This is a genomic window from Phytohabitans sp. LZ39 (assembly GCF_059359075.1).
In genome coordinates this window covers 372096-394738 of record NZ_JCADBM010000005.1, presented here as the reverse complement: position 1 = coordinate 394738, position 22643 = coordinate 372096, and the positions used below count along the sequence as shown (strand labels likewise).

Below are 22643 nucleotides of genomic sequence, written 5' to 3'. Positions count from 1 at the left end.
TAAGTGTGTGCAAAGTGGAGGACGCCGGACGTGTCGGCGCCGCTACGATCGGCTCGTCCGTCGAGGCGGCTTCCACTGAGGAGGCGTGGTCATCATGGTTGGACGCCGGCTGTTCCCGCGTTTGGCGATCGTTGTGGTTGTGCTGTCGGCGGTGCCGGCGGCGGGGCACACACCAGCCTCGGCCGGTGTGGCCGACCGCCGTCCGCTGGCGGTGGTCAGCCTCGGCGACTCCTTCATCTCCGGTAATGCCGGCCGCTGGCTGGGCAACTCGGCCGACAACACCGCAGACCGCAGGGGCACCGACCGCGCCTACACCGGTTCGCCCGCCGCCCCTTACGACCCCTCGCTGATCTACGCCGACACGGTCGGCGGCTGCTGGCGTTCGGACGTGGCCGAGATAACCCAGGTGCGGCTTCCTGGCGTCACACCGGTCAACCTCGCCTGCTCGGGTATCACCTCCGCCGGCATGCAGGCGCAGATCCTCCAACTCGCGCAGGTCGCCAGGACCCATCGGGTACTGGCGATCGCGGTGTCGGTCGGCGGCAACGACGTCGGGTTCGCGGGGATCGTGACCGACTGTGTGATCGCCTACCTGACGTTCGATCCGGAGGTCGGTCCGCTGCCTTGCCACCCCGCCAAGCAGGCCGCTGTAGAGCAGCGCCTTGCCGACATGCGCGCCGGGGTGGGCCGCGCGATCGACGATGTCCACGCCGCGATGGCCACCGCTGGGTACCGCGCCGGTTCGTATCGGCTGATCCTTCAGTCCTACCCGGCGCCGATGCCGAGGGCCGCGGATATGCGGTACCCGGAGTCAGATCGCGACGGCCGCACGTCGGTGGCTGGCTGCCCGTTCTACGACGCGGACGTCGAATGGGGCCACACGCGACTCGTGGCCCAGCTCGCCGACACCCTCCACGCGGTCGCGGTCGCGCATCGCGCGCAGTTCCTCGACCTTCGGGACGCGTTCCGCGGCCACGAGCTGTGCCACAGCGCGGCGCGGCAGCCGCAGACCGCGCCGGAGGCCGCCACGAGTGAGTGGATCCGCTGGATCGACCTGCCCGGCCAGGGCAGCACCCTCGCCGAGTCGATGCACCCCAACGCGTATGGGCAGGAGGCCCTCGGCCGGTGCCTGCGCCTGACGCTGCTGCTGGCCTTCGGCCACGTGAGCTGCCACGGCGTACCCGGGCAGCCACCCTCGCGGGTATTTCTGCGGCGCGTGCGCGCCTAGGTGGTCGACCGCTGCCCGATGGCTACGCCAGGGACGTACAAGGGGATCGCGAATTGAGTGTCCACGTGTTCAATCGTCGTACTCGACGGCGCCAAGCCCGAGTTCGGCCCTAACCGTGTCGATGAACCGCCGTTCCGCCGCCCACACGGCCAGATAAGTCTCGCGCGGAATACGCCCAGCGTCGTAGTGCGCGCGGGTGGCGACGGCACGACGTACCGCCTTCGACAGGTCGTGCGCACGCTCCACGACCACGGTGGAGCCGGCGATTAGCCGAACACTCGCGTGTGCCGCGTCGAGTCGTTCTTTGTAAGGAACGCCTGTCTCATCGAGGATCGGTATCTCGACGTCGCTGCCGTCCGAGACCTTCACTGCGGCAATCTTGACACTGGGACTTTGGGCGTACGCGAAGTAGGCGCGTACGGCGGTGAGGAACAAACCGTACGCTTGGCGTCTGGAGTCCATCAGGTAACGCTGCTCGTCTCTTCGCCAGCCTCTTTGCTGCGTCCAATGGGTCGCCCAACCTCCTACCAGCACGCCGAGCAGCGGGCCTACCGTGGTAGCGACGATTGCGAGCGCGTTCAGAAGCATCTCCTTAAGACAGCGGTGCCTGGTCACGTGTAGCGAGGCGAGGGCTACACGATCGAGGTTGTCTCCGGACTACTATCGAGGCCTTCCGCATCGCGTTCAACCCCGTACGCCGGCACGGACCGTGCCGGCCTGTCGGACGGAAACCACTGGGAGCGGCTCCGTTTGCCGCGGTGGCGGCTCGGGTGGCGGCCGGTAGGCGGCTGGGGCTAACGCTTCACCAGGTGCACCGGAACGCCGAATCCGTCACGGTGGGTGAGCAGGTCGGAGATGGCCTCGCGCTCGGACCCTGTCTCGTAGGCCACGCTGATCAGCGCGCGGTCCTGTCCAGCGGCGCACGGTTTGCCCACTTCGACGGCGACGCCGTTACCCAACGACTCGATCTCGTTGGCCAGGTCCTGATTTTTGGCGAGCCTTTCGCTGGCCACGGCCACGGTGGGCAATTGGTCGCACGGCGGGTGTGTATCGCCCGATCTCGTGATCACTCCGGATAGAGCGATCGCTCCCACTCCCAGAAGCGACGCGATTCCGAGGACAATTATGGTGACGGACTTCATGATGAACCTTTCCGCAGTGAGTGATGGAGGGGGTCATGCGGCCTGACGGTTCGAACCGATCTCGTGCCGGGAGTCGCACGCGCTGATCATCTCGGAGTCGTGCGTAGACACAAGCACGGTTCGGCCGTCGGCGGCGAGTTCGGCGAGCAGGTCGATGACCTTTTGGCGGTTGGCGGCATCGAGCGATGCGGTCGGCTCGTCGACGAATACGATCCTGGCTTGCTTGTAGATGGCGCGCGCCAGAGCGAGTCGCTGCTTTTCGCCGCCGCTGAGGTGGCTGGCCGTCTCATCTTGTCGCCCCGACAGGCCTGTCCGGTCGAGCGTCCGCCGCAAACGCTCCTGGGCGCCGGTGGCGAGACGTGGGATGAGGCCAGCACGCATCGCGACGTTGAAGGCGACCGACTCCTCGTCCATGATGCCGTAGTCCTGAAGTACGAACGCCGCGTGATCACGCCAGAAGCGGCGTCGCGCCGCGCTTCTGTATGCCGTGACGTCGTCTGTGCCGATCACGATGCGTCCCTCGTCGACGGGGAGCAGCAGCCCGAGGCAGTGCAACAGCGTGGTCTTTCCAGAGCCGCTAGGGCCGACCAGGGCCGTCATGGTGCCGGGCTCGCAGCGAATGGACTCGTTGTCGAGCACGAGTCGCCCGTCGATGGCTTTCGAGACACCGTGCGCGGCAATCAACATCTTCTCGCTCCGATCAGATCCGGCGCCGGCCGACACCGGCGAAACACCATTGTGCGGAGAACAGGTGACCCAGCGGGGGGACGAGCAATCCGAGTGCCGCGGCAACGAGAATTGCGCCTATCGCGTCGGGTTTCTGGAACAGCAGCACAATCATCGTGAGGCCGAGACCGGCAAGCAATTCCTTGGCGACGCGGCGCCGGAGGATCAGCGCCCACGACTGGCCCGCCGCCCGTAACGGGAAGTCACGCTTGGCGTGGAGCAGGGCGGTAATCAATGCGCTGACCGCGGCGGCGACGGTGAACGCTGCGGCCAAGGCGGCAAGCGCGAGACTCCGCAACCACACGACGTACGCAGCGAACCGCGCCTGGATGATCCCTTCCTCCGCGATGTAGACGACCCGGAGCGCCGGCGTGGTAAGACGGTGACGCTCCAGCAGTTTCTGTGTCGCCGCCACGCCGGTGAAGACAATGTTGTGGGTCGAGATCATGGACGTCAGGTTGGAATCGTCGATGGCCTCGTAGAGGGAGGGCATCACGGCGACGAGGACGTCGTCCATCAACCGCAGGTCTCCTCCACCGCCGGTCGCCACTGGTAGCCGGAAACCCTCCACCGGCCGTACGAACCGGAGCTGGGCGAGTTGCGCCTCGCCGGGAGCCTTGCTTCTCGACCACAACGCGAACTGGTCGGCGAACGCGGGGACGATGATTTCTTGGACGTCGCGGTACGGCACATGTGCGACAGCGGGCCGCCGTGCGCCGCGGGTCATGAGGTCCAGCCAACGCTGGTTTACGAACGCTACCGCCGAATAGCCTCCGAAATCCGCCGACGAATCGGGAGTGAACGCGTACGAGTACGCGACCGAGCCGAGTGACTCGGCCTCTTTGACCAGTTGACCGATCTGTGGCTCCACTCCGGTCATCTCGTCGTCGGTGCCCACGAACGCCAGGCCGACCTGGTCCGATAGCTTTCTCCACTGCGCCATCTCGGCGGCGATGGCGGACGACCGTTCGAGTGCGGACCATGCGGGTCCGGCCGTAGCGACCACCAGGACGAACGTGGCGGCTTGGATGACGATGGCTGCCAAGCGCAGGCTCTTCGCCGCGGGTTGCCTGGTGGCGAGGATGGTGGCGCTCGGCCAGGCGGAGGCGGACATGGCGAGCGCGGCGAGCAGTGACGCGACGATGACGGTGATCTCTAGGCCGGCCAACGCCTTCAGGAAGGAACCGACGTACATCCAGCCACGAAGCACGCCGACGCACGCCGCGGCGGCTAGGGCGACGGCGACCGCCGAAACCACCAGCGCGCCGAGGAAGCCGCCCAGGTCCTGCATCTGGATCCGCGCGGTCGGGCAGCCACCCAGCACCCGCAATGCGCGCCCCCGCGCCTTCATCGACAACCAATACAGCGCGAGCGCGGCGATCAGCGCGAACGCGGCAAGGACCGCGGCGAAGAAGCTTGCCTCCTTCACGACGAATCGCAGGCTGTCAGCGACAGAGGCGTCGCTGCGGCGGATGCTCACACCATCACGGCGCAGCGCGTCCTCGAACTCGCCGAGGCGGCCACGATCGCCGGTCACGAGGTAGGTTCCGTCAGGGTAGGAGTGGGCCAGCCGCTCCTTGCCGACGACCTTGCCCACACCCTCGCCGAAGTAACGAAACTCGGCCGGCAGGTCTGCGGAATTGAGTGCTATGTAGACCTGTCCGCCCTCGTCGTCGAGGTCCGGCACGACCCTGACCAGGCCAAGACCCAGACGCGCATCGAGCTCCTCTAGGTACGCGAACGCTTCCACGGGCGTAAATCGCGAGTCGCCGAAGTCAAGACCAAGCCTGCTCTCGACCCCGATGGCCTGCGGAAAATCGCGATCGTAAAGATCAGTAATTACGGCCGACACCAGCGCCAGAAGGGCGAACAATGCCCCTGCTACGGCTCCTACGACGCGCTTGTGCAACGGTCCTCCCATTTGTGTCGGGCTCAAGAGAACAGTTCCGGAAGGCACGCCACATCGGTCCACGGACCGCAACTCCCGCCGGTTGTCGGACGTGGGGCTGTCGGACCGTGGTCTGACGCCCAGCACGGTGACAGCCGCTAGATTCGGCGTATGACCCATGAGCGCGGGCGCCGTTTTCGGCGATCGGTGAGCTGGCTGCTGCCGGTCGGCGCCGGCGTCGTCGCGCTCGCCGCTGTCGTGGTACTCGGGCTCACGTGGCCGCTCGCCACGCTGTTACTGGTCGCTGCCGCCGCGGCGGTCGCGGCGCGAGCGATGGTTCGGCTACGTGCCGAACGCGCCGAACATGAGGCGACGCAGGCGCGGTGGAATGCCGCGGAGGCGGTGCTCGCCGAGCGCTTGCGCATCGCCCGCGACCTGCACGACATCGTCTCTCACGGACTCGGCATGATCACCGTACGGGCGGCCGCGGCGGCGCATCTCCACGCGCGTAAGCCTGACGAGAAGGAGCTGATGGCCGCCATCGCGGACGTCGAGGCACTCAGCCGTCAGGCCACCGTCGAGCTGCGACGGATGCTTCAGGCGCTGCGCGAGGTCGACCACCCGGCCAGCCGCCACCCTACGGATGATCTCGCCTCCCTGCCGAAGATCATCGCGGACGCGCGCCGGGCGGGCCTGCGCGTAGACCTGCACCAGGACGAGCTCGGCCCGGTGTCCTCAGGAGCCCAGGCCGGGATCTGCGCGGTGGTCCGCGAAGGGCTGGCCAACAGCACCCGCCACGCCGGCCTCACACGCGTCGAGGTCAACCTCGCACGAGCACCCGACGCCGTCGTCGTCACCATCACCGACGACGGGCCGAGCCCAGGCTGGGCCGCCAACCCCGGCCCGAGGCACGGCCTCATCGGCCTGCGGGAACGGACCATCAGTCTGGGCGGCACCGTCACCGCTACGCCCCACCCGCCGGGGTTTCGCCTCGTAGCCACCATCCCGGACGGGACGACATGACAAGCGCGCCGGTGCGGGTCGTCCTAGCCGACGACCAGCCACTGCTCAGGCACAGCCTCGCGATGATCATCAACGCCGAACCCGACCTCGCCGTCGTCGGAGAGGCCCACGACGGCCTGGAGGCCACCACCGTCGCCAGCGACACCACACCGGACGTGGTACTCATGGACGTCAGGATGCCGCGCCTCGACGGAATCGAAGCGACCCGGCGCATCTGCCGGATGCCGAAGCTCGCGCACACGCGAGTGCTCGTACTGAGCATGTTCGACCTCGACGAGTACGTCTTCCACGCACTGCGCGCGGGAGCCAGCGGCTTTCTGCTCAAAGACAGCAAGCCCACCGACCTGCTCGCCGCGATCCGCCGCACCCACAATGGCGAGCCGCTGTTCGCCCCTTCGATCCTGACCCGACTTGTCGCGCACTACACCGCCAGAGGACCGACCGCCGTCGAACCCTCCCCGCCAGACCAGCTGACCACACGCGAAGTGGAAATGCTCGGCCTCATCGGGCAGGGCCTGTCCAATGACGAGATCGCCCATCAACTAACGATCTCCATCAAGACCGTCAAAACCCACGTCTCGCACCTGCTACGCAAGCTCGACGCCCGTGACCGCACGCACCTCGTGATCGCCGCATACGACGCCGGGCTGGTCAGCGCGCGGCCGCACCCCTCCCACATCAGCGGTAGAAACCGTCTCGACGAACGTTGATGGTGAACAACACTCGCCGCTGGCTGGAGGTCTCTCACGACCTCGAATGGGGGATCGATGAGTGAGCTCGACAACGGCGCTGCCGGCGACCCCGCCGTGGCGGACAACGCGTCTACAGGTCAGATGCCGCCGTGGGCCAGGCTGTCACCGCCGAGGTGCGGGTGTCGCGAAGGCGGATCCAGCGGTAGCCGTAGCCGTTGAGTTCCAGGTCGTTGAGGTCTATGTCGTCGCCGTAGTCGCTGTCGGCGGCGACCGCGATGGGGTAGGGGTCGCCGGGTTGTGCGGGGATGGCCAGCCGGCAGGGTCGGTCGGCGAGGTTGTGCAGAAACAGCAGTCTGCCCTCGGGCGCGGTGACCAGATGTACCAGGACGTGGGGCGGGCAGGCGTCGGAGAGGATCTCGTGGTGCCCGCCGCTGATTTCTTCGCATTCGCGGAGGGTGTGCAGCATCCGTTCGAACCAGGTCAGCAGGCTGACGGGGTCGCGTCGCTGGGCGGCGACGTTCAGGGTGGGGTAGCCGTAGGGTTCGTCGGTGATCGGCGGTACGGGGAGCCGGTGCGCGGCGGCGGTGGAGAAGCCGCCGCCGGGGGTTTCGTCCCACTGCATCGGTGTGCGGATCGCTTCGCGTTCGGGTAGGTCGAGGTTTTCGCCCATGCCGATCTCGTCGCCGTACCGGATGACCGGTGTGCCGGGCATGGAGAGCTGCAAGCTGTAGGCGAGTTCGAGGCGGCGGCGGTCGCCGTTGAGCATGGGGGCTAGGCGGCGGCGGATGCCGCGGCGGTAGAGCCGCATGTGTGGTTCGGGGCCGAAGGCGCGGAAGACGTCCTCGCGTTCGGCGGCCGTCAGTCGGCCGAGGTCGACTTCGTCGTGGTTGCGGAGGAAGGTGGCCCACTGTGCGTGCCGGGGCAGGTCCGGCAGTTCGGTGAACACCTGCCGGATCGCGGTGGCATCCTGGCGGGCCAGGGCGAGCATGATGGCCTGGTTGAGGCGGAACGCGAACACCATCGGCACCCGGCTGGCGTGTCCATCGTCGGAGCCGAAGTACTCCAGTAGCTCGGTGTCGGATACGTTCGCCTCGGCCAGCAGCACCGCGTCGCCGCGACGCCAGGAGATGGTCTCGCGGAGCTCGCGCAGAAACCTGAAGTCGGAAAACGGCCGGCCGTCGGCATCGAAGTGTTCGATCAGGAACGGGGCGGCATCGACCCGGAAGCCGGAAACGCCGAGCCGCAGCCAGAACTGCACGATCCGGAGGATTTCCGTGCGGACGGCCGGGTTGTCCACGTTGAGGTCCGGCTCGAAGGCGTAGAACCGGTGCCGGTACCACGCGTCGGCGGCCTCGTCGTAGGTCCAGGTCTCCGTCTCCACGTCGGGGAAGACCTGGCCCTCGAACCGGTCGGGCGGCTCGGTGTCCGACCAGACATACCAGTCCCGGTACGGCGAGGCGTGATCGGCGCGGGCGGCCTGAAACCACGGATGCTGGTCGCTGGTGTGGTTGACGACCAGGTCCAACATCACGCGGATACCGCGCTCGTCGGCCTCGTCGAGCAGTTCGGCGAAGTCGCCCATGCTGCCCAGCCGCGGATGGATCGCGTAGTGGTCGGTGACGTCGTAGCCGCCATCGCGCATCGGTGACGGATGGATCGGGTTGAGCCAGATCGTGTTCACACCGAGACGGGACAGGTAGTCGAAACGGCCGATCAAGCCGCGGAGGTCACCGATGCCGTCGCCGTTGGAGTCTTGAAACCGGCTGACGTCGAGCGAGTAGATCACCCCGTTGCGATACCAGCGTCTACTCACCGGGACCGACCGAGAGTCGCCCACTCACAGCCTGCACGATGACCATGGTCCCGGCTCACCGTCCTCCCTCTGCGGTGGCCCCGTACCGGGCCGTCAGTGGAGAGAGCGCGGCGGTGCCTCGCGGCGTTACATCAGACGGGAGTTACCGCCGGACCACGGGACACCTAACGCGATCTACACGGCGGTGTATGGCGGGCCGTGTAGCACCCGACGGCAGCGTTGTCCACGTAGGGCGCCAGCTGGCACTGGCGTGGTCCTCCCGCGAAGGAGCCGTTCGCCCCGCGGGGATGCGGACGTTGCGCCGTGACGTCCTGACCGGACGAGCCAAGGCGCGGCACGACACCGCAGCAATCCACATTGGAGGGTGCAGCGTGCGTGACAGGACACCACACGGGGTGGTCGGGACCGTGCTGTCCGAGCACCGGACGTCGATGGGCCTTGTCCGGTACCGACGGTGGGAGGGCGTCATCACCGGGGAACTGCTCCCGATGGACAAGCCGACCGCGATCCTGGCGGTGGTACTCGGCAGCGACCAGCCCGACCGTCGCCGCCGCACATGAAGGGCGGAAGTTTCGTGACGGAGTTCGACTACGTGGTCGTGGGACACCCTCGAACGTCACCCTCGCACTGTCGACGGCCGTCGACCAGGTGATACTCGAACGTGGCCGGGCCGTCGGCGTGCGAGGCCGCCGAAACGGGCGCCGCGTCGAGGCCTGAGCGACGGGAGGTTGACGAACAATGCTGCTGCTGAACCGAACTGCAATCGTCCACGGTGGAAGCGGCTCCATCGGTTCCGCCGTCGCGCGGGCATTCGCGCGGCAAGGCGCCGCCGTCCACCTGACCGGGCGCACCCGGACGACCCTCGAGGACGTCGCCACCGGCATCCGCGCGGCCGGCGGTGTCGCGCACGTCGACGTCCTGAACGTCCTTGACCGGGACGCGGTCGAACGGCACGCCGCCGCCGTGGCCGACCGCGGTGACGGTATCGACATCTGCTTCAACGCCACCTTCAACGACGACATCCAAGGCACACCGCTGGTCGACATGCCGATCGGTGACGTCATGCAGCCGGTCACCAAGGCCCTCACGTCGAGCCTCACCGTCGCCACCGCGGCGGCACGCCACATGGTCCGACGCGGCACCGGAGTCATCCTCGTCATGGGCGGCGGCCGCGAGGCCATCCCCAACCTCGGCGGCTCCCACGTCGCCTGGGCCGCGCTCGCGGGCCTCTGCCGGCAGCTCGCCGCCGAGCTCGGGCCACACGGCGTGCGCGTCGCCTGGCTACTTTCCCCAGGCTCGCCGAATACGGGGGAGCCCGACCCAGAAGCTGACCGGCTGCTGCTGCCGCGGCGCCCCAGCTACGACCAGGTCGGCAACGCGGCCGTGTTCGCCGCCTCCGACCTGGCCGCCACGATGACCGCCACCGAGATCAACCTCACCGCCGGTGCCGTCGTCGACTAGCTACTTCGACAAGAAAGTGGATCGATGCCCGGCATTACGGCTTGCCCGGTGGAGGCCCGCTGAAGCGGGGCGTCCCGGTCGGAGCCTCACCCGCGGACGGGGATCATGGAGTTTCGGATACTGGGCATCCTGGAGATCAGGGATGATACGGGGCAGCTGCTGACGCCGCCCCGGCGCAAGCAGCGACTGCTGCTGGCCGTGCTGTTGCTGCGGGCCAACACGCCGGTGTCGACCGAGTCGCTGCTCGATCTGCTGTGGCCCGAAGCGCCCCCGCCGTCGGCGCGGGCCAACCTCCAGTCCTACGTCAGCGACCTGCGACGCCTGCTGCACGCCGGTGAGCCAGCCGACCCGCCGCGCCTGCACCGGGCCTCCGGCGGATACCAGCTTCGGGCCGCGGCGGAAGAGCTGGACGCGGCGGTGTTCGAGAGGCTGGCCGGCCAGGGCCGGCAGGCGTTGTCCGAGCAGCGCCACGCACCCGCCGTCGAACACTTTGCCCAGGCCCTGGCCCGATGGCGCGGGCCGGTGCTGGAAGACCTGCCACTGCCCGCCGCGCTCCAACCAGAAGTTGAACGGCTCGAAGAGTTGCGCATGATGGTGCTGGAGGACAGCTTCCAGGCGCGGCTGGGTTTGGCCGAGCCGGCGGTGCTCGCCGCCGAGCTGGCCGAGCTCACCGCCCGCCACCCGCTGTGCGAGCGGCTCTGGGCACACCTCATGCTCGCGCTCTACCGCGCCGGGCGGCAGGCCGACGCCCTCGACGCTTACCAGCGGATCTACCGGCTGCTCGACCAGGAGCTCGGGGTGCGGCCCGGCCCGGCGCTACAGCGGCTGCACCAGCAGATCCTGGCCGCCGACCCCACCCTGACCCCGGCACCGTCCGCGACCGCGCACACCTCGGGCCCGGTGCGGCAGCTACCTGCGCCGCCACAGCTGTTCACCGGCCGGGCCCGTGAGCTGGCCGCGCTGGACCAGACACGGGACGCGTCCACGGTGGTGATCAGCGCGATCGACGGGATGGCCGGGATCGGCAAGACCGCCCTCGCCGTCCACCTGGCACACCGGATCGCCGACCGGTACCCGCACGGGCAGCTGTTCATCGACCTGCACGGGCACACACCGGGCATGGCGCCTCGCGAGCCGGCGGAGGCGCTCGAGCACCTGCTGCGCGCCCTCGGCGTTCCCGGGCCACAGATCCCGGCCGGCCTGGAGGATCGGGCCGCGTTGTACCGCACGCGGCTCGCCGACCAGCAGATGCTGATCCTGCTGGACGACGCCGCCACCGAAACCCAGGTGGCGCCGCTGCTACCGGGCAGCGCCGGCTGCCTGGTGCTGATCACCAGCCGGCACAGGCTGGCCGGACTGGACCACACCCACACCCTGTCGCTGGACACCCTGCCCGCCCCCGACGCGGCCAGCCTGTTCGTGCGGACCGCCGGCCCGGGCCGGCTACGCGACCAGCCAGCTGAGCTGGTGGCGGACCTCGTCGAGCTGTGTGGCCGGCTGCCGCTGGCGATCCGCATCGCGGCCGCCCGGCTGCGATCCCACCCCGCCTGGCAGCTGTCCCACCTGGTGGCGCGGCTCAGCGACCAGCAGCAGCGGCTCAGCGAGCTCGAAGCCGGGCAGCGCAGCGTCACCGCCACCCTCGACCTGTCCTACCGGCACCTGACCGGCGACACCCAACGCGCGTACCGACTGCTCGGCCTACACCCCGGCCCAGACACCGACGCGTACGCCACCGCCGCCCTGCTCGACTCCACCCCAGATCACGCCAGCCGGCTGCTCGACCAACTCCTCGATGCCCACCTGCTGCAAGAACCCACACCCGGCCGGTACCGGTTCCACGACCTCGTCCACGCCCATGCCACGCTCACCGCGACCCGCGACCAGACGGAGTCCACCAACCGCGCGGCGTTGAATCGACTTCTCGACTACTACCGGCACACCGCCGCGCTCGCCGTGGACGCCGCACACCCATACGAGCCCGAAGGCCGCCCCGAGGTACCTCCCGCGAGCACCCCGAGCCCCGACCTCCAGGACCCGGCAGCCGCGCTCGGCTGGCTGGACAACGAGCTTCCCAACCTGCTGACCGCCGCCAGATACACCGCCGAACACGGCCAGGCTGAACACGTCCTGCACCTGTCGACCATCCTGCACCGGCATCTACGCTCCCGAGGCCGCTACCACGACGCCGAAGCCCTTCACCACCAGGCCCTGATGACAGCCCGTGCCACCGGCCACCGCGTCGGCGAGATGGATGCGCTGGCCGGCCTTGGTCACATCCACCGGCTGCGCGGCCGATACACGCAAGCCGCCGACCACCTCGAGCAAGCGTTGCGCCTTGCCCGGGCCACCGGTCACCCGGTTGGCGAGTTGGACGCGCTGACCGGCGGGAAAGTTGGGCCAACCCGTCGACGAGGCCCGCGCCCACGACGGACTCGCCCACGCCCACCACGCCCGGGGCCAGCACGAACAAGCCCGCGAACACTGGCAACACGCCCTGAACATCCTCACCGACATCGGAATCGACCGCACCGACGACGAGGAAACCACCACCGACGCCATCCGTGCTCACCTGGCCTCCACCGAACCCGGGCGGCTGGGCCACCGGCAGAACACATAGCCGCGGCAGATGCCGAGCGCTGGCACACGCTTAGGCGCGTGAGGTGACAGCGCCGTGGAAGACTGCGCCGTCGGGCGGCTCGCTGTCGAACAGGACGTCGCCGTGGAAGGTGGCCCGGCCGGACGATCCGTCCAATGTGAACGTCGCTGGGTCGAACCGGCTGCCGTCGAAGCGGGTTGTCCCGTGGAACTGGGCGCCGGTGAACTCGGCGTACCCACCCTCGCAGCCGCTGAAGTCCAGCTCGACAAGCGTGGCGCCGCAGAGCCACACGTTCATGTCCTTCCACTGTCCGGGGCCGGGCCGCAGCCGCTGCGCGAGTAGTGTTTGCGCCTGCTGGCGCAGCTGGAGCAGCGTGGTCTGTTCTGCGGTGCGTTCCTGCGCGTGCAGATCGAACGGCACCGGGATCCGCAGGAACGAGCACAGCGTCGCCACGACACGCTGCCGTAGCTCGGGCCGGTCGTCACCGAGTCGGTCCAGGCTCTCCAGCGCGGCCGCGCGGACCGAGGGGTCCGGGTCGGCCAGCCGCCGGGTGTGTGGCGCTATCGAGGAATCCGGGACCAGCACGCCGCCGGCGCCGTCCGATCGCACCGTCCAGCCCAGCGGCCACTCGGACCTACCGTCGTCGGTGCCACCGGCCCAGTGCGCGTCGGAGAGGTCGACCGAGGGCTGGTCGAGATGCACCCGCCCCGCGAAGCGGGCCCCCGCGAACGTGGCCGCCGCCGCGAACCGGGCGTTGTAGAACCAGGCCGGGCCGTCGAACCGGACGCCAGCGAACGACGCGTCACCGGCGAACCGCGCGCCGTCGCCGCCCTCCTCCCAGTCCTGGTAGTCCTCGATGAGCACCGCGATGGGCCAGTGCGGATCGTCCTCGTTGAGCTCGTCCCAGGGCGCCGGGTCGATCTCTTCGACCGTCTCCCACGCCTCGTCGTCTTCCCACCACGTGTCGGTGCCGCGCCCGAACCAGGCCATGCCGCCGAAAGCCGCACCGGTGAAGTCCGCCCGGCCACGAAACCGGGCCCGGCCGAACTCGGCATCGCCTTCGAATCGCACCTCCGTGAAGCTGGCGTCGTCGTAGAAGACCGCTCGCTGGAACATGACCTCACCATCGAACGTGACGCCGTCGAAGACCGTGGTGCCGTGGAACCGGGTGTCGGCGAACACGGCACCGCCGAGCCGGCAGCCGGTGAAGTCGGCGTCGACGAGCGTCGCACCGGACAGGTCGACGCTCACGCCTTGCCACGGTGCCTCTCGCGCCCGCAGCCGATCGGTCAGCGACCCAAGTACGGCACGCCGCTGCTGGACCGCGACGCCGCTTGACCCGGCCTCGCCTCGCAGCCACCGGCAAATCGTTTCCGTGACCGACTGCCGCAGCTCAGCGTCGGCCACGGCCAGCGTGATCAGCTCCGCCACGGCCGCTTGTGCCGTGCCCGGAGCAGCCGTCGCGAGCCGGTCAGCCGCCGCCTCGAACCCCGTCAAGGTCTCATCCACGGCGCAGAGCGTAGTGCTTCGAGCCAACCCCGCGGCAAACCGCACACCGTCTCCTGGATCAGCAATTCGTCACGGCTGTGAGCTTGGCTCGCGCCTTTGGCTCTTCGGCGCAGCCGGAGCGGCAGACGATGTACCGGCGTGATGGAGACCCGCGTTAAAGGGCGTCGAAGGCGCCGCGGAGGAACGCGTCACGTCGTGCAGTGACCGCTGGAGTGTCGAGGGGTTGACCGTTCGTGTCGAACCCGGGCCAGCCGTCCATGGTGACGGGGGTGTTGAGGGCGGCGACCGCGTCCCAGTAAGGCACGTTCGTCGCTGTGCGGCCGGCCTGGCGTTCCCAGCCGTCGAGGACGTGTGCCGGCGCATCGAGCCCGTACTGGATTGCCATCTGCATGCGCAACTCGCCAAGGTCGACGCCCGGATCACCGGCGCCGGCGATTTTCCAGTCGATCAGCGCGAGGCAGGTCTCACCATCCCAGCGCATGTTGCCCCACCAGACGTCGCCGTGGACGAACACGGTCCGCGCTTGTGGGCGCGGGATCTCCCGGATCCGTTCGTCGGCGAGTTGCAGCAGCGGCGTCGACCGCGCGCCGGCCGCCACCCGCAGAGCAGTGTCTTCGCCCCACCCGGTCAGTTCACGCAGCGCTGCTACGACCGCCGGCTTCTGCACGTCAGTCGACGCCTGGTAGAGGGTTGCCCAGCGTCGCTCCATGGCACGGTCATCGACCTGGGTAGGGCGGGTCCGCAACGGCAAATCGGCCTGTGGTTCAAGGGGAATCGCGTGTACCCGAGCGATCGCGGCGCCGGCTTCTTTGAGGCACGCGGCCGTAACCGTGCCCGGCAGCGCACTGCTGCCCGGCAGCGCCGTCTCCAACGTCGCTGCCACGCCTCCGGTGGACCGGCCGTCGAGATCGCTGGCGAGCAGCCGAGGAGCCGGCAAGCCATACTTCTCGGCGACGGCAAGCGCCGCTGCGTTGGTCGCAATCATATCGGGACGGATTCTGCTGCTCGGGGACCGAAGGACCACCGAGAAGGGCGACTCGTTGGGCGTCGTCACATCGATCCACCACGGGCTTTCCCCGTCGTGCAGAGAACGAACGCCTGTGACCATCATGCGATGGCCGAGCTGTTTCTCAAGCCAGTCGAGCAGCGACCTAGTAGGACCAGTTCCGCATTGGTTACCTTGCCCGCACTGGACGATGGTGATCCAGACACGGGAACCTGTCAAGACCCGACGGCACGTGTCCGCCTCGTGGAGGAGACTGCGCCTCGCCGGCGCCGCCAACGGCAGCCCACCGCCGGCGGACGTGACCGTGGCCAGCCCGGCCTACCAGCAGATCCTCGCCGTGTTCGCCACCACCGACCTCAGTGGACTACGCGCCAAGGACATCTGCCATGCGCTGGGTATCGGCACCGCCGCCAAAGACGTCGAAGGGCTCCGCGCCAAACTCAAACGCCTCGTCGCCCGCGGCGTTCTGACCGAGGCCGAGGCCGGCCTGTTCACTCTCGCCCGGCCCGCCCACCGGTGGTCCTAACCCAACGCCAGGGTCATAACGGACATAGCCTCCCGGAACGCCCTCTCATAGCTATTCATCGGCCCGTCGCACCGTCGATCTGTTCCCGGAGGATGTCGGCGTGCCCGGCGTGCCGAGCCGTTTCTTCGATCATGTGCGTGAGGAGCCAGCGCATCGATGGTGCTGACTTCGCGTTCACTGATCTCGGAACCGGTTGAGCGAGGTCGTCGCATGACTCGATCACGGCATTCGCCTCGGCGACCGCCTGCCGGTAGCCGGCGAGCACACTGTCTACTGTGTCTTTTCTGGTCGGCTTGAACGTTGCGGCCCAGTTGCGGACGTCTGCGCCCTGGAAGTAGTAGCGCTCGACGGATGTCAGGTGTTTGATCAGTCCGAGCAGGCTGGTGCCGGAGGGCACGCCGGGAGTGCGGACCTGAGGTTCCGGTACGCCGGTCGCCTTGGCGGTGATCGCATCGCGAAGGTAGTTCAGGAATCCGACTAGCGTGGTCTTCTCGTCGGCCGAGATTCCGGGCGGCTTTCGGTCCGTCACCCGGTAAACCCTAACCGCATCCAGCACCCCAGAGACGTTGGAGCCTTAGCGGGGCTTGCGCAGTTGGCTGGACTGATAGCTGTTCCAGCCGCGCAGGCCCGACCGCCATGCCGGTGTGCCGGCTCGCCGCAGGCGGGTCTTGTGCAGACGCCACGCCAATGTCTCCACCAGGATTGAGCGCTCCCGCCAAAGGAACCACAGCAGCACCAACTGCGCAGTCACCGGCAGCCACAGGAACACCTCCGGCCAGCCGGACAGGTCGCCTTCAGCGCTGGCGATGGCGAGGGCGAACGAACCGATCAGGCCGAAAGTGCCCGTGGCCCATACCAGTGCCAATCCCAGTACCGGGAGGATCACCCGGCGCGAGCGGGCTGCGGCATGCTGAACGCACCACCACGCGGCCGGGCCGACGCTGGCTGTCAGCGCGGCCAGTACGACAGCGAGAACGAGATAGGTGCTTAGCTCGACCGCCGGGCCGTAGGCCGTTGCGACCACCAGCAGTGGCACGAGGGCGAACGGCAGCAGGTAGCGGAGCATGACGTGACGGTTACCGCACCGGGAGCACACATGCGCGCCGCCCTGCCGGATGTCGCTGTACCAGGTGACTTCGTAGGACCCGGCCGGTTCGGTGCGCACATGCGCGCCGTAGTGGTACTCGTACCAGGCGTCGGTCTCGTGCTGGCCGCATTTGTCGCAGGTCGCCACAGCCGGAGAGGATACGCGTCGCCCATCAGAGCGCCCCTCGTGTCACGAGCTTGGCGGCTCCTCGGACGCGAACTGGAAGATCACCTCGTACAGCGTCTGCGCGGGCTGAACCCCGCACCAAGACGACGGTGACGTGGTTGCCAGTACTTCGACCGATGCGGTTACTGATCGCCGTGCTCGTAGGTTCCGATCATGAACGCCGTCGCGTCCGCGGCGGGTCCCCGAGAGGAGTAACCGCGAGATGAGCGAGAGCACGAAGCTGGTGCAGGACGCCGAGTTGGCCGCGTTGGATCGCCTGGTCGGCACCTGGAAGGTCACCGGCGGCGCCGAGGGCACGGTCACCTACCGCTGGATGGAGGGCGGCCACTTCCTGATCCAGGATGTGGACCTCGAGCAGTACGGCGAGCGGATCACGGGCATGGAGGTGATCGGTCGGGAACGCCCGTTCGGTGCGGAGAAGGCCAGTGTCGACATCAAGAGCCGTTTCTATGGCAACAGGGGCGACACGTTGGATTACGTCTACGAGCTGGACGGTGACGTTCTCACCATCTGGGGCGGGGAGAAGGGCTCGCCGGCGTACATGCGGGCGACGTTCAACGAGGCTGGCGACGTCCTTACCGGGGCCTGGGTCTACCCGGGCGGGGGCGGCTACGAGACCACGAGCCTCCGGGTCACGCCGGCGGACCGGTAGCCGCCAGACCACCCGGACACGGTTGGCCGCCTGGTGCGCGCGACACCGCCGTCTTTCGCGGTGGCGTTCGCCCAGGCGGCGGCCGGGACGCGTACCGGCCGCGCACGAGTCCGGCGCCGGTACGGATTGTTACTGTGCACGGGTGATCGTCGGGCGATCGGCCGAACAGGCCCGGATCGAAAAGCTGCTGGCCGACGCCCGCGCCGGCGCCGGGGGCGCACTGGTGATCCGCGGCGAGGCGGGGATCGGTAAGACCGCCCTCCTCGATCACGCTGCCGCGGGCGCCGCCGGCCTGCGCGTGCTGCGCGGGGTGGGGATCGAGTCGGAGATCGAGGTACCGTTCGCCGGCCTGCACCTGCTGCTGCACCCCTACCTGGAGCACCTGGATGTGCTTCCGCGGCCGCAGGCGAGGGCACTGCGAGCCGCCTTCGGGCTGGCCGACGCCGGCACCGTCGAGCGATTCCTGATCGGCGCCGCCACCCTGTCGCTCATCTCCGAACTGGCCGGCGAAGGGCCGCTGGTGTGCCTGATCGACGACACCCAGTGGTTCGACGAGGCGTCCGCGGACGCGCTGATGTTCGCCGCCCGCCGGTTGAGACAGGAGCCGGTGGCGATGCTGTTCGCCGTGCGCGACGGCAGCAGGCACTTCCCGACCGAGGGCATCGACACGGTGCGGCTGTCCACGTTGGACCGTGACAGCGCCATCGCGATGCTCAACGAGCGTGCGCGTGGCCTGGCGGGCCCGACCCGGGCGCGGATCCTGGCCGAGGCGCGAGGCAACCCACTGGCGATCATCGAGTTCACCGCCGCGCTCACCGACCGGCACCACGGTGGCGACCACGGCTGGTCCCTGCCCGTCGAACCGCTACCGGTCGCCAGACAGGTCCAGGATGCCTTTCGCGCCCGCATCGGCGAGCTGCCGGAGCCGACACAGCGAATGCTGCTGCTCGCCTCGGCTGACGACACCGCCGACCTCACAGTGCTCCTGCGCGCCGGCGAACGATTCGGGCTGACCGCCGCGGACCTGGAGCCGGCCGAGAACGCGCACCTGCTCGAACTGTCCGCCCACACGGTCGCGTTCCGGCACCCACTGATCCGGGCCGCCGCCCACCAAGGCGCGCCGCGCAGCTGGCAGCTCGCCGCGCACCAGGCACTGGCCGATACCCTGACCGGCGACGAGTACGCCGACCGTCGCGCCTGGCATCTGGCTGCCGCCGCCACGGCCCCGGACGAGACCGCCGCGGGCGCGCTCGAACAGGCCGCCCTGCGCGCCGGGCAGCGGGGCGGATCGGCTGCCGTCGCGATCGCGCTCGAACGCGCCGCCCAACTCAGCACCGACCCCGACCGCCGGGCCCGGCGGCAGATTGGCGCCGCCCGGGCCGCCTACAACGTCAGCTGGCTCGACCGGGCGGCCGAGCTCGCCGCGGCCTCCGCCGGCGTCAGCACCGACGAGTCCCTGCTGGCCGAGGCCGCCTGGATCCGGGCGCAGGTCTCCTACGAACGCGACACCCCGGCCACCGCGGCCGCGCTGATGCTGGACGGCACCGCGCCCATCGTCGGCTCCCATCCCGAGCAAGCCGTGTCGATCCTCACCGACGCGATCGGGTGTGCCAAGGACGCCTGCGCGCACGACCTGATCCGCCGGGCCGCCGAACTGCTGGCCACGGTGTCGTTGCCACCCGAGTCCGCGCTGCGGCCAGTAGTCGACGGCATGATCGGGCTGGGCGACCTTTTCGCCGGCGCCACCCGACCGGCCGTCGCCCGGATGCGGAAGCTCGTGGCCGCCGCCCAGGGCGGAACCGTCCACGGACTGGTCGAGCGGGTCCTCGCCGGCTACCTGGCCCTCATCGTCGCCGACGACCAGGCCGCGACCGAAGTGCTCGACGCGCTGGTCGCCGACGCCCGCCAGCAAGGTGCACTGGGCTGGCTGCCGTACGCGCAGGAGCCGCTGGCCATCGCCCAACTGCTCAGCGGCCGCTTCCGCGACGCCGGGACCACCGTCGCCGAAGCCCTCGCGGTCTCGGCCGACCTCGGCCAGGACACCCAATTGCTCATCATGAACGCCATCCCGGCCTGGCTGGCCGCGGTCGCCGGCGACGCGGACACCTGCCGGTCGTACGCCGAGACCATCCTCCGGAACGAGGCGAAGCACCCCACCAACGCCGCACTGGCCACCTGGGCGCTGGGCCTGCTCGACCTCGGCCATGGACAGTTCGACGCGGCGGCCGACACCCTCGACGCGGTATGCGCCGGCCCGGCCCGGCAGGACTTCCTCATCCGGGCCGTCCCGGATCACGTGGAAGCCGCCGTACGCAGCGGCCAGCCCACCCGGGCCGCGCGCCACCTGCCCGCCCTGGACAACTGGGCCGAACACACCGGGCAACCGCACGCGGCCGCGCTGGCCCGCCGCTGTCACGCCCTGCTCGCCCCCGGTCCCGAGGCCCAAACGCACTACGACGCCGCGTTGCGGCTGCACCACGAGACCGACCGGCCGTACGACCACGCCCGGACCGCACTCCTGTACGGCGAATGGCTGCGCCGCCAACGCCACCGCACCGACGCGCACACGCACCTGACCGGCGCGCTGACCGGATTCGAGCGGCTCGGCACCCACAGCTGGGCCGCGCGGGCCCGAGCCGAACTGGCCGCCCTCGGCGACCGGCCGGTCGCCCGGCCACACGACCCGGACCCCGCCGCGCGACTCACCCCACAAGAACTCCAGGTCGTCCGGCTCGCGGCCGGCGGGCTCAGCAACCGCGACATCGCCGCCCAGCTGTTTCTCAGCCCGCGCACCGTCGGACACCACCTCTACCGCGCCTACCCGAAGCTAGGCATCACCAGGAGAACCGAACTCGCGCAGTTCACCTTGTGACCCGCGGCCGCTTGCGGCACTTCTAGCGTGACGGGCGCTGGAACCGCGCTGGGGTGAAGTGTGTGAATGCCGGAGGCATGACCTTGTCCTGGAACGTCGTGAAGTCCAGGACCCGGTGGAAGGGCTCGGTGAACTCGCCGGCGGCCGCGTTGAGCCGGCGCGGGCTCAGGTTTGGCCAACGGCCGGTGTCGATCCGTTCGAACAGGGCCCGGAGGGTCACCAGCTCTTCGGCGTCACTGAACGCGCAGTGCATGCCGCGGGCCACATAGACCTGTCGCAGGTTTGCCGGGTCTCCGTGCCGGCGGACCTGGCCGGCGTACCACCGCTCGTGTTCGGCGACGGCACCGCCATCCTGCTCGGTGTGGAGGGTAATGAAGGGCATCGAGATCCGCCCAGTCGGCAGGGCGAACTGCTCCATGTAGGCGAGGGCGGCCGGGTCGGCGGCGATCCGCGGCGTGGCGTTGAGACGGTGCAGGTCGGCGTCGAGGTCCGCACCCGGCGTGGCTTTGTAGGCACGGCGTACCAGCTCGGTCTGGCTGGACCGGCTCAGCAGGCGGCGGTAGTCGATGCCGGTATTGAACGAGGGATTGCCGCCGGCGCGGCGTTCCAGATCGGTCCGCTCCTTCGGTCCGCCGAAGAAGACGTAGGCCATGATCCAGTCCGCCTGCTTGCGAACCCAGTCCTCGGTGCCAGGCCGCGGCGCCGGCTCGTGCGCGGAAAACGCGCCCGGGATGTTGCCCAGCGCGGCGATCAGGGCGATGCGGGCGCGGCCCTGCGGTGTCGTCACGGCGTCGCGGATCGCGTTGCTCAGGACCTCGTTGCCGCGATCCGGCTCACGGGATCGGACCAGTTCGATGTCCTGCTGATCAGCCGGTACCAGCAGGGCCTTGACCGCGAACAGCATGTCCAGCGCCGTGTTGAGGGTCCCGGGCGGATCGAACTCACCGCACGAGGTCGCCACTCCGGCGAACCGGCGCGGGTTTCGCTCGGCGAGCAATGCCGAAATCGCCGCCCCGTTCGAATGCCCGGTGGCAACCGTGCGGTGCGGTCGCCCGACGTTCGCCTCGAACCAGTCCAGCAACGCGATCTGGTCCTGAAGCGCGTCCTTCATCGTGAAGCCGGTGACGCCCTTGAAGTTCGAAGCCGCGAGCGCGTAGCCGTTGTCCAGCAGCCATGCCTCGGTCCCGGACCGGTCCGGCGGCCGGTTCGAAAGCCAGATCCCGCCGGGTGGCGGGAAGCCGACCGGCCAGTTGCCATGGCTGAACAGCACCAGGGTGCCGTTCCACCGCCGCGGCGTCTCGACCCTGAAGTCAGCCCTGTCGATTGTGCCCATGTAGGTGTGGCGCCCCGTGGCGACCGCCACGCCTGGTGCCACCGCATTGGCCGGCGACCCGCTGACCAGCAACCCGATCAGCAGCCCAGCCACGGCAAGGCCACGTAGTCCGCTGCTACCACGCTGAAACATCGTCGAAGTAAACCAGTCGGCGCCTTCAATCCGGTTTCAACCTCATGATCTGCTTCCGGGGGCGCGCAGAAGCTCGTCCGACTTTCTCTCATGCCGCTGTCCGGAGGTCAGTGGGGATAGGTGTGGGTAACACCTGGTTCGGAGCTGACGAGAACCTGAGAGGGACTGGGAGTGGGACGGTCGTGCGGGGCGGGTTCGTCGTCATGCCTGGCGATGAGCATTGCGGCGGTGGCGAGAGCGCAGATCGTGGCGGCCGCCGCGGACCACGCCAGCACCGACCGGCGGTGCCGGTGGATGGTGACCAAGCGGCCGCGGGTGTCGTGGACCGGCCAGGCGGTGACGGTCGAGCGCAGGGGCAACGCCGTAGAAGCGGCCGTGCGGAAATTGTCCTCCTCTGCCAGGTACCGGCGATACGTAGCCAGCGATGCGGCCCGGGCCGCATCGAGGTCGGCTGTGGCGGGCGTTTCGATCTGGCCGGCCCGGCAGACGAATCCGTACATGAAGCGCAGCGGCCGGCCGTGCTCGTCTCGCGGCTGGGCGACGTCGGCGGCACTGACGAGGTATGTCGCGTACGCGATCTCGAGCCTGTGGCCGGTGCTCGTCGATACCTCGATCACACGGGGCGGGGCGTCCACGGGTGTCGGCGCGACGACCTCGCCGAGCCGGCCGTGTGTCGAGTCCGCGAGCATGAAGTCTGGTGCCAGGAGCACGCTGTAGTCGCGGCGCCGGCCGGCGCCGACCAGGAAGGGCCAACCTTCGGTGGGTGCCATG

General features: G+C 69.1%; 20 protein-coding genes. 9 read left to right on the top strand and 11 right to left on the bottom strand.

Going from position 1 to position 22643, the window contains the following annotated elements; translation table 11 throughout:
• Nucleotides 1–187: 187 nt before the first annotated feature.
• Nucleotides 188–1228 (top strand): GDSL-type esterase/lipase family protein, encoded by a 1041-nt coding sequence (locus AC5L36_RS13275; protein ID WP_441215773.1) that lies wholly within the window; start codon nucleotides 188–190, stop codon nucleotides 1226–1228.
• 69 nt (nucleotides 1229–1297) lie between these two features.
• Here AC5L36_RS13275 and AC5L36_RS13270 read toward each other — a convergent pair whose 3' ends face one another.
• The 4 genes from AC5L36_RS13270 to AC5L36_RS13255 all read right to left on the bottom strand — a co-directional run bounded on the left by AC5L36_RS13270 (nucleotide 1298) and on the right by AC5L36_RS13255 (nucleotide 4969).
• Nucleotides 1298–1816 carry a hypothetical protein gene (locus AC5L36_RS13270; RefSeq protein WP_441215772.1) on the bottom strand — a complete coding sequence of 173 codons (519 nt, stop codon included), beginning with the start codon at nucleotides 1814–1816 and terminating at the stop codon, nucleotides 1298–1300.
• 206 nt (nucleotides 1817–2022) lie between these two features.
• Nucleotides 2023–2370: a hypothetical protein gene (locus AC5L36_RS13265; RefSeq protein ID WP_441215771.1), complete on the bottom strand. Its 348-nt coding sequence runs from the start codon at nucleotides 2368–2370 to the stop codon at nucleotides 2023–2025.
• Between the two features lie 33 nt (nucleotides 2371–2403).
• On the bottom strand, nucleotides 2404–3093 hold the full coding sequence (locus AC5L36_RS13260) for an ABC transporter ATP-binding protein (RefSeq protein ID WP_441215770.1): 690 nt from the start codon (nucleotides 3091–3093) through the stop codon (nucleotides 2404–2406).
• The gene (locus tag AC5L36_RS13255) at nucleotides 3071–4969 is read right to left on the bottom strand and encodes a bacteriocin-associated integral membrane family protein (RefSeq protein WP_441215769.1); all 1899 of its coding nucleotides are present in this window, start codon (nucleotides 4967–4969) and stop codon (nucleotides 3071–3073) included. Before AC5L36_RS13255 ends, AC5L36_RS13260 begins: the two co-directional genes overlap by 23 nt.
• Before the next feature lie 186 nt (nucleotides 4970–5155).
• On the opposite strand from AC5L36_RS13255, the gene AC5L36_RS13250 reads away from it, so the two are divergent.
• Together AC5L36_RS13250 and AC5L36_RS13245 are read left to right on the top strand one after the other, a co-directional pair.
• Nucleotides 5156–6007 carry a sensor histidine kinase gene (locus tag AC5L36_RS13250; protein WP_441215768.1) on the top strand — a complete coding sequence of 284 codons (852 nt, stop codon included), beginning with the start codon at nucleotides 5156–5158 and terminating at the stop codon, nucleotides 6005–6007.
• Nucleotides 6004–6717, top strand: coding sequence for a response regulator (locus AC5L36_RS13245; protein WP_441215767.1), 714 nt, complete (start codon nucleotides 6004–6006; stop codon nucleotides 6715–6717). The genes AC5L36_RS13250 and AC5L36_RS13245 overlap by 4 nt, the downstream gene beginning before the upstream one ends.
• A 112-nt stretch (nucleotides 6718–6829) precedes the next feature.
• Here the strand turns inward: AC5L36_RS13245 and AC5L36_RS13240 are convergent, their stop codons facing one another.
• On the bottom strand, nucleotides 6830–8512 hold the full coding sequence (locus AC5L36_RS13240; protein WP_441215766.1) for an alpha-amylase family protein: 1683 nt from the start codon (nucleotides 8510–8512) through the stop codon (nucleotides 6830–6832).
• Between the two features lie 371 nt (nucleotides 8513–8883).
• Between AC5L36_RS13240 and AC5L36_RS13235 the strand changes: the two genes are divergently transcribed.
• The 3 genes from AC5L36_RS13235 to AC5L36_RS13225 all read left to right on the top strand — a co-directional run bounded on the left by AC5L36_RS13235 (nucleotide 8884) and on the right by AC5L36_RS13225 (nucleotide 12637).
• Complete coding sequence (locus AC5L36_RS13235) at nucleotides 8884–9072, top strand: hypothetical protein (protein WP_441215765.1); 189 nt, start codon at nucleotides 8884–8886, stop codon at nucleotides 9070–9072.
• 178 nt (nucleotides 9073–9250) lie between these two features.
• Entirely contained in the window at nucleotides 9251–9973 is a 723-nt protein-coding gene (locus tag AC5L36_RS13230; RefSeq protein ID WP_441215764.1) for an SDR family NAD(P)-dependent oxidoreductase, read from the top strand.
• 105 nt (nucleotides 9974–10078) lie between these two features.
• Entirely contained in the window at nucleotides 10079–12637 is a 2559-nt protein-coding gene (locus tag AC5L36_RS13225) for an AfsR/SARP family transcriptional regulator (protein ID WP_441215763.1), read from the top strand.
• On the opposite strand, the gene AC5L36_RS13220 is transcribed toward AC5L36_RS13225, so the two are convergent.
• Nucleotides 12621–14078, bottom strand: a complete 1458-nt coding sequence (locus AC5L36_RS13220) for a pentapeptide repeat-containing protein (RefSeq protein WP_441215762.1) — start codon at nucleotides 14076–14078, stop codon at nucleotides 12621–12623. The two genes, AC5L36_RS13225 and AC5L36_RS13220, sit on opposite strands and share 17 nt — an antisense overlap.
• 154 nt (nucleotides 14079–14232) lie before the next feature.
• Nucleotides 14233–15303 carry a phosphotransferase family protein gene (locus tag AC5L36_RS13215; RefSeq protein ID WP_441215761.1) on the bottom strand — a complete coding sequence of 357 codons (1071 nt, stop codon included), beginning with the start codon at nucleotides 15301–15303 and terminating at the stop codon, nucleotides 14233–14235.
• A gap of 13 nt (nucleotides 15304–15316) precedes the next feature.
• Here AC5L36_RS13215 and AC5L36_RS13210 point away from each other — a divergent pair, with 13 nt between their 5' ends.
• Nucleotides 15317–15610, top strand: coding sequence for a hypothetical protein (locus tag AC5L36_RS13210; protein WP_441215760.1), 294 nt, complete (start codon nucleotides 15317–15319; stop codon nucleotides 15608–15610).
• Between the two features lie 55 nt (nucleotides 15611–15665).
• Here the strand turns inward: AC5L36_RS13210 and AC5L36_RS13205 are convergent, their stop codons facing one another.
• Nucleotides 15666–16139, bottom strand: coding sequence for a DinB family protein (locus tag AC5L36_RS13205; RefSeq protein WP_441215759.1), 474 nt, complete (start codon nucleotides 16137–16139; stop codon nucleotides 15666–15668).
• Between the two features lie 45 nt (nucleotides 16140–16184).
• Complete coding sequence (locus AC5L36_RS13200; protein ID WP_441215758.1) at nucleotides 16185–16844, bottom strand: hypothetical protein; 660 nt, start codon at nucleotides 16842–16844, stop codon at nucleotides 16185–16187.
• Nucleotides 16845–17085: 241 nt separating this feature from the next.
• On the opposite strand from AC5L36_RS13200, the gene AC5L36_RS13195 reads away from it, so the two are divergent.
• Entirely contained in the window at nucleotides 17086–17535 is a 450-nt protein-coding gene (locus AC5L36_RS13195) for a hypothetical protein (RefSeq protein WP_441215757.1), read from the top strand.
• Nucleotides 17536–17677: 142 nt separating this feature from the next.
• Nucleotides 17678–20407: a helix-turn-helix transcriptional regulator gene (locus AC5L36_RS13190; protein ID WP_441215756.1), complete on the top strand. Its 2730-nt coding sequence runs from the start codon at nucleotides 17678–17680 to the stop codon at nucleotides 20405–20407.
• Between the two features lie 22 nt (nucleotides 20408–20429).
• Here AC5L36_RS13190 and AC5L36_RS13185 read toward each other — a convergent pair whose 3' ends face one another.
• Nucleotides 20430–21833, bottom strand: coding sequence for an alpha/beta hydrolase family protein (locus AC5L36_RS13185; RefSeq protein WP_441215755.1), 1404 nt, complete (start codon nucleotides 21831–21833; stop codon nucleotides 20430–20432).
• A gap of 146 nt (nucleotides 21834–21979) precedes the next feature.
• Complete coding sequence (locus AC5L36_RS13180) at nucleotides 21980–22642, bottom strand: hypothetical protein (RefSeq protein ID WP_441215754.1); 663 nt, start codon at nucleotides 22640–22642, stop codon at nucleotides 21980–21982.
• Nucleotide 22643: the final 1 nt, after the last annotated feature.

Excerpts from the sequence above, each read along its gene's own strand:
- AC5L36_RS13270 (WP_441215772.1), bottom strand. The coding sequence starts at position 1,816 with ATGCTTCTGAACGCGCTCGCAATCGTCGCTACCACGGTAGGCCCGCTG.
- AC5L36_RS13265 (WP_441215771.1), bottom strand. The coding sequence starts at position 2,370 with ATGAAGTCCGTCACCATAATTGTCCTCGGAATCGCGTCGCTTCTGGGA.
- AC5L36_RS13250 (WP_441215768.1), top strand. The coding sequence starts at position 5,156 with ATGACCCATGAGCGCGGGCGCCGTTTTCGGCGATCGGTGAGCTGGCTG.
- AC5L36_RS13245 (WP_441215767.1), top strand. The coding sequence starts at position 6,004 with ATGACAAGCGCGCCGGTGCGGGTCGTCCTAGCCGACGACCAGCCACTG.
- AC5L36_RS13230 (WP_441215764.1), top strand. The coding sequence starts at position 9,251 with ATGCTGCTGCTGAACCGAACTGCAATCGTCCACGGTGGAAGCGGCTCC.
- AC5L36_RS13225 (WP_441215763.1), top strand. The coding sequence starts at position 10,079 with ATGGAGTTTCGGATACTGGGCATCCTGGAGATCAGGGATGATACGGGG.
- AC5L36_RS13195 (WP_441215757.1), top strand. The coding sequence starts at position 17,086 with ATGAGCGAGAGCACGAAGCTGGTGCAGGACGCCGAGTTGGCCGCGTTG.
- AC5L36_RS13180 (WP_441215754.1), bottom strand. The coding sequence starts at position 22,642 with ATGGCACCCACCGAAGGTTGGCCCTTCCTGGTCGGCGCCGGCCGGCGC.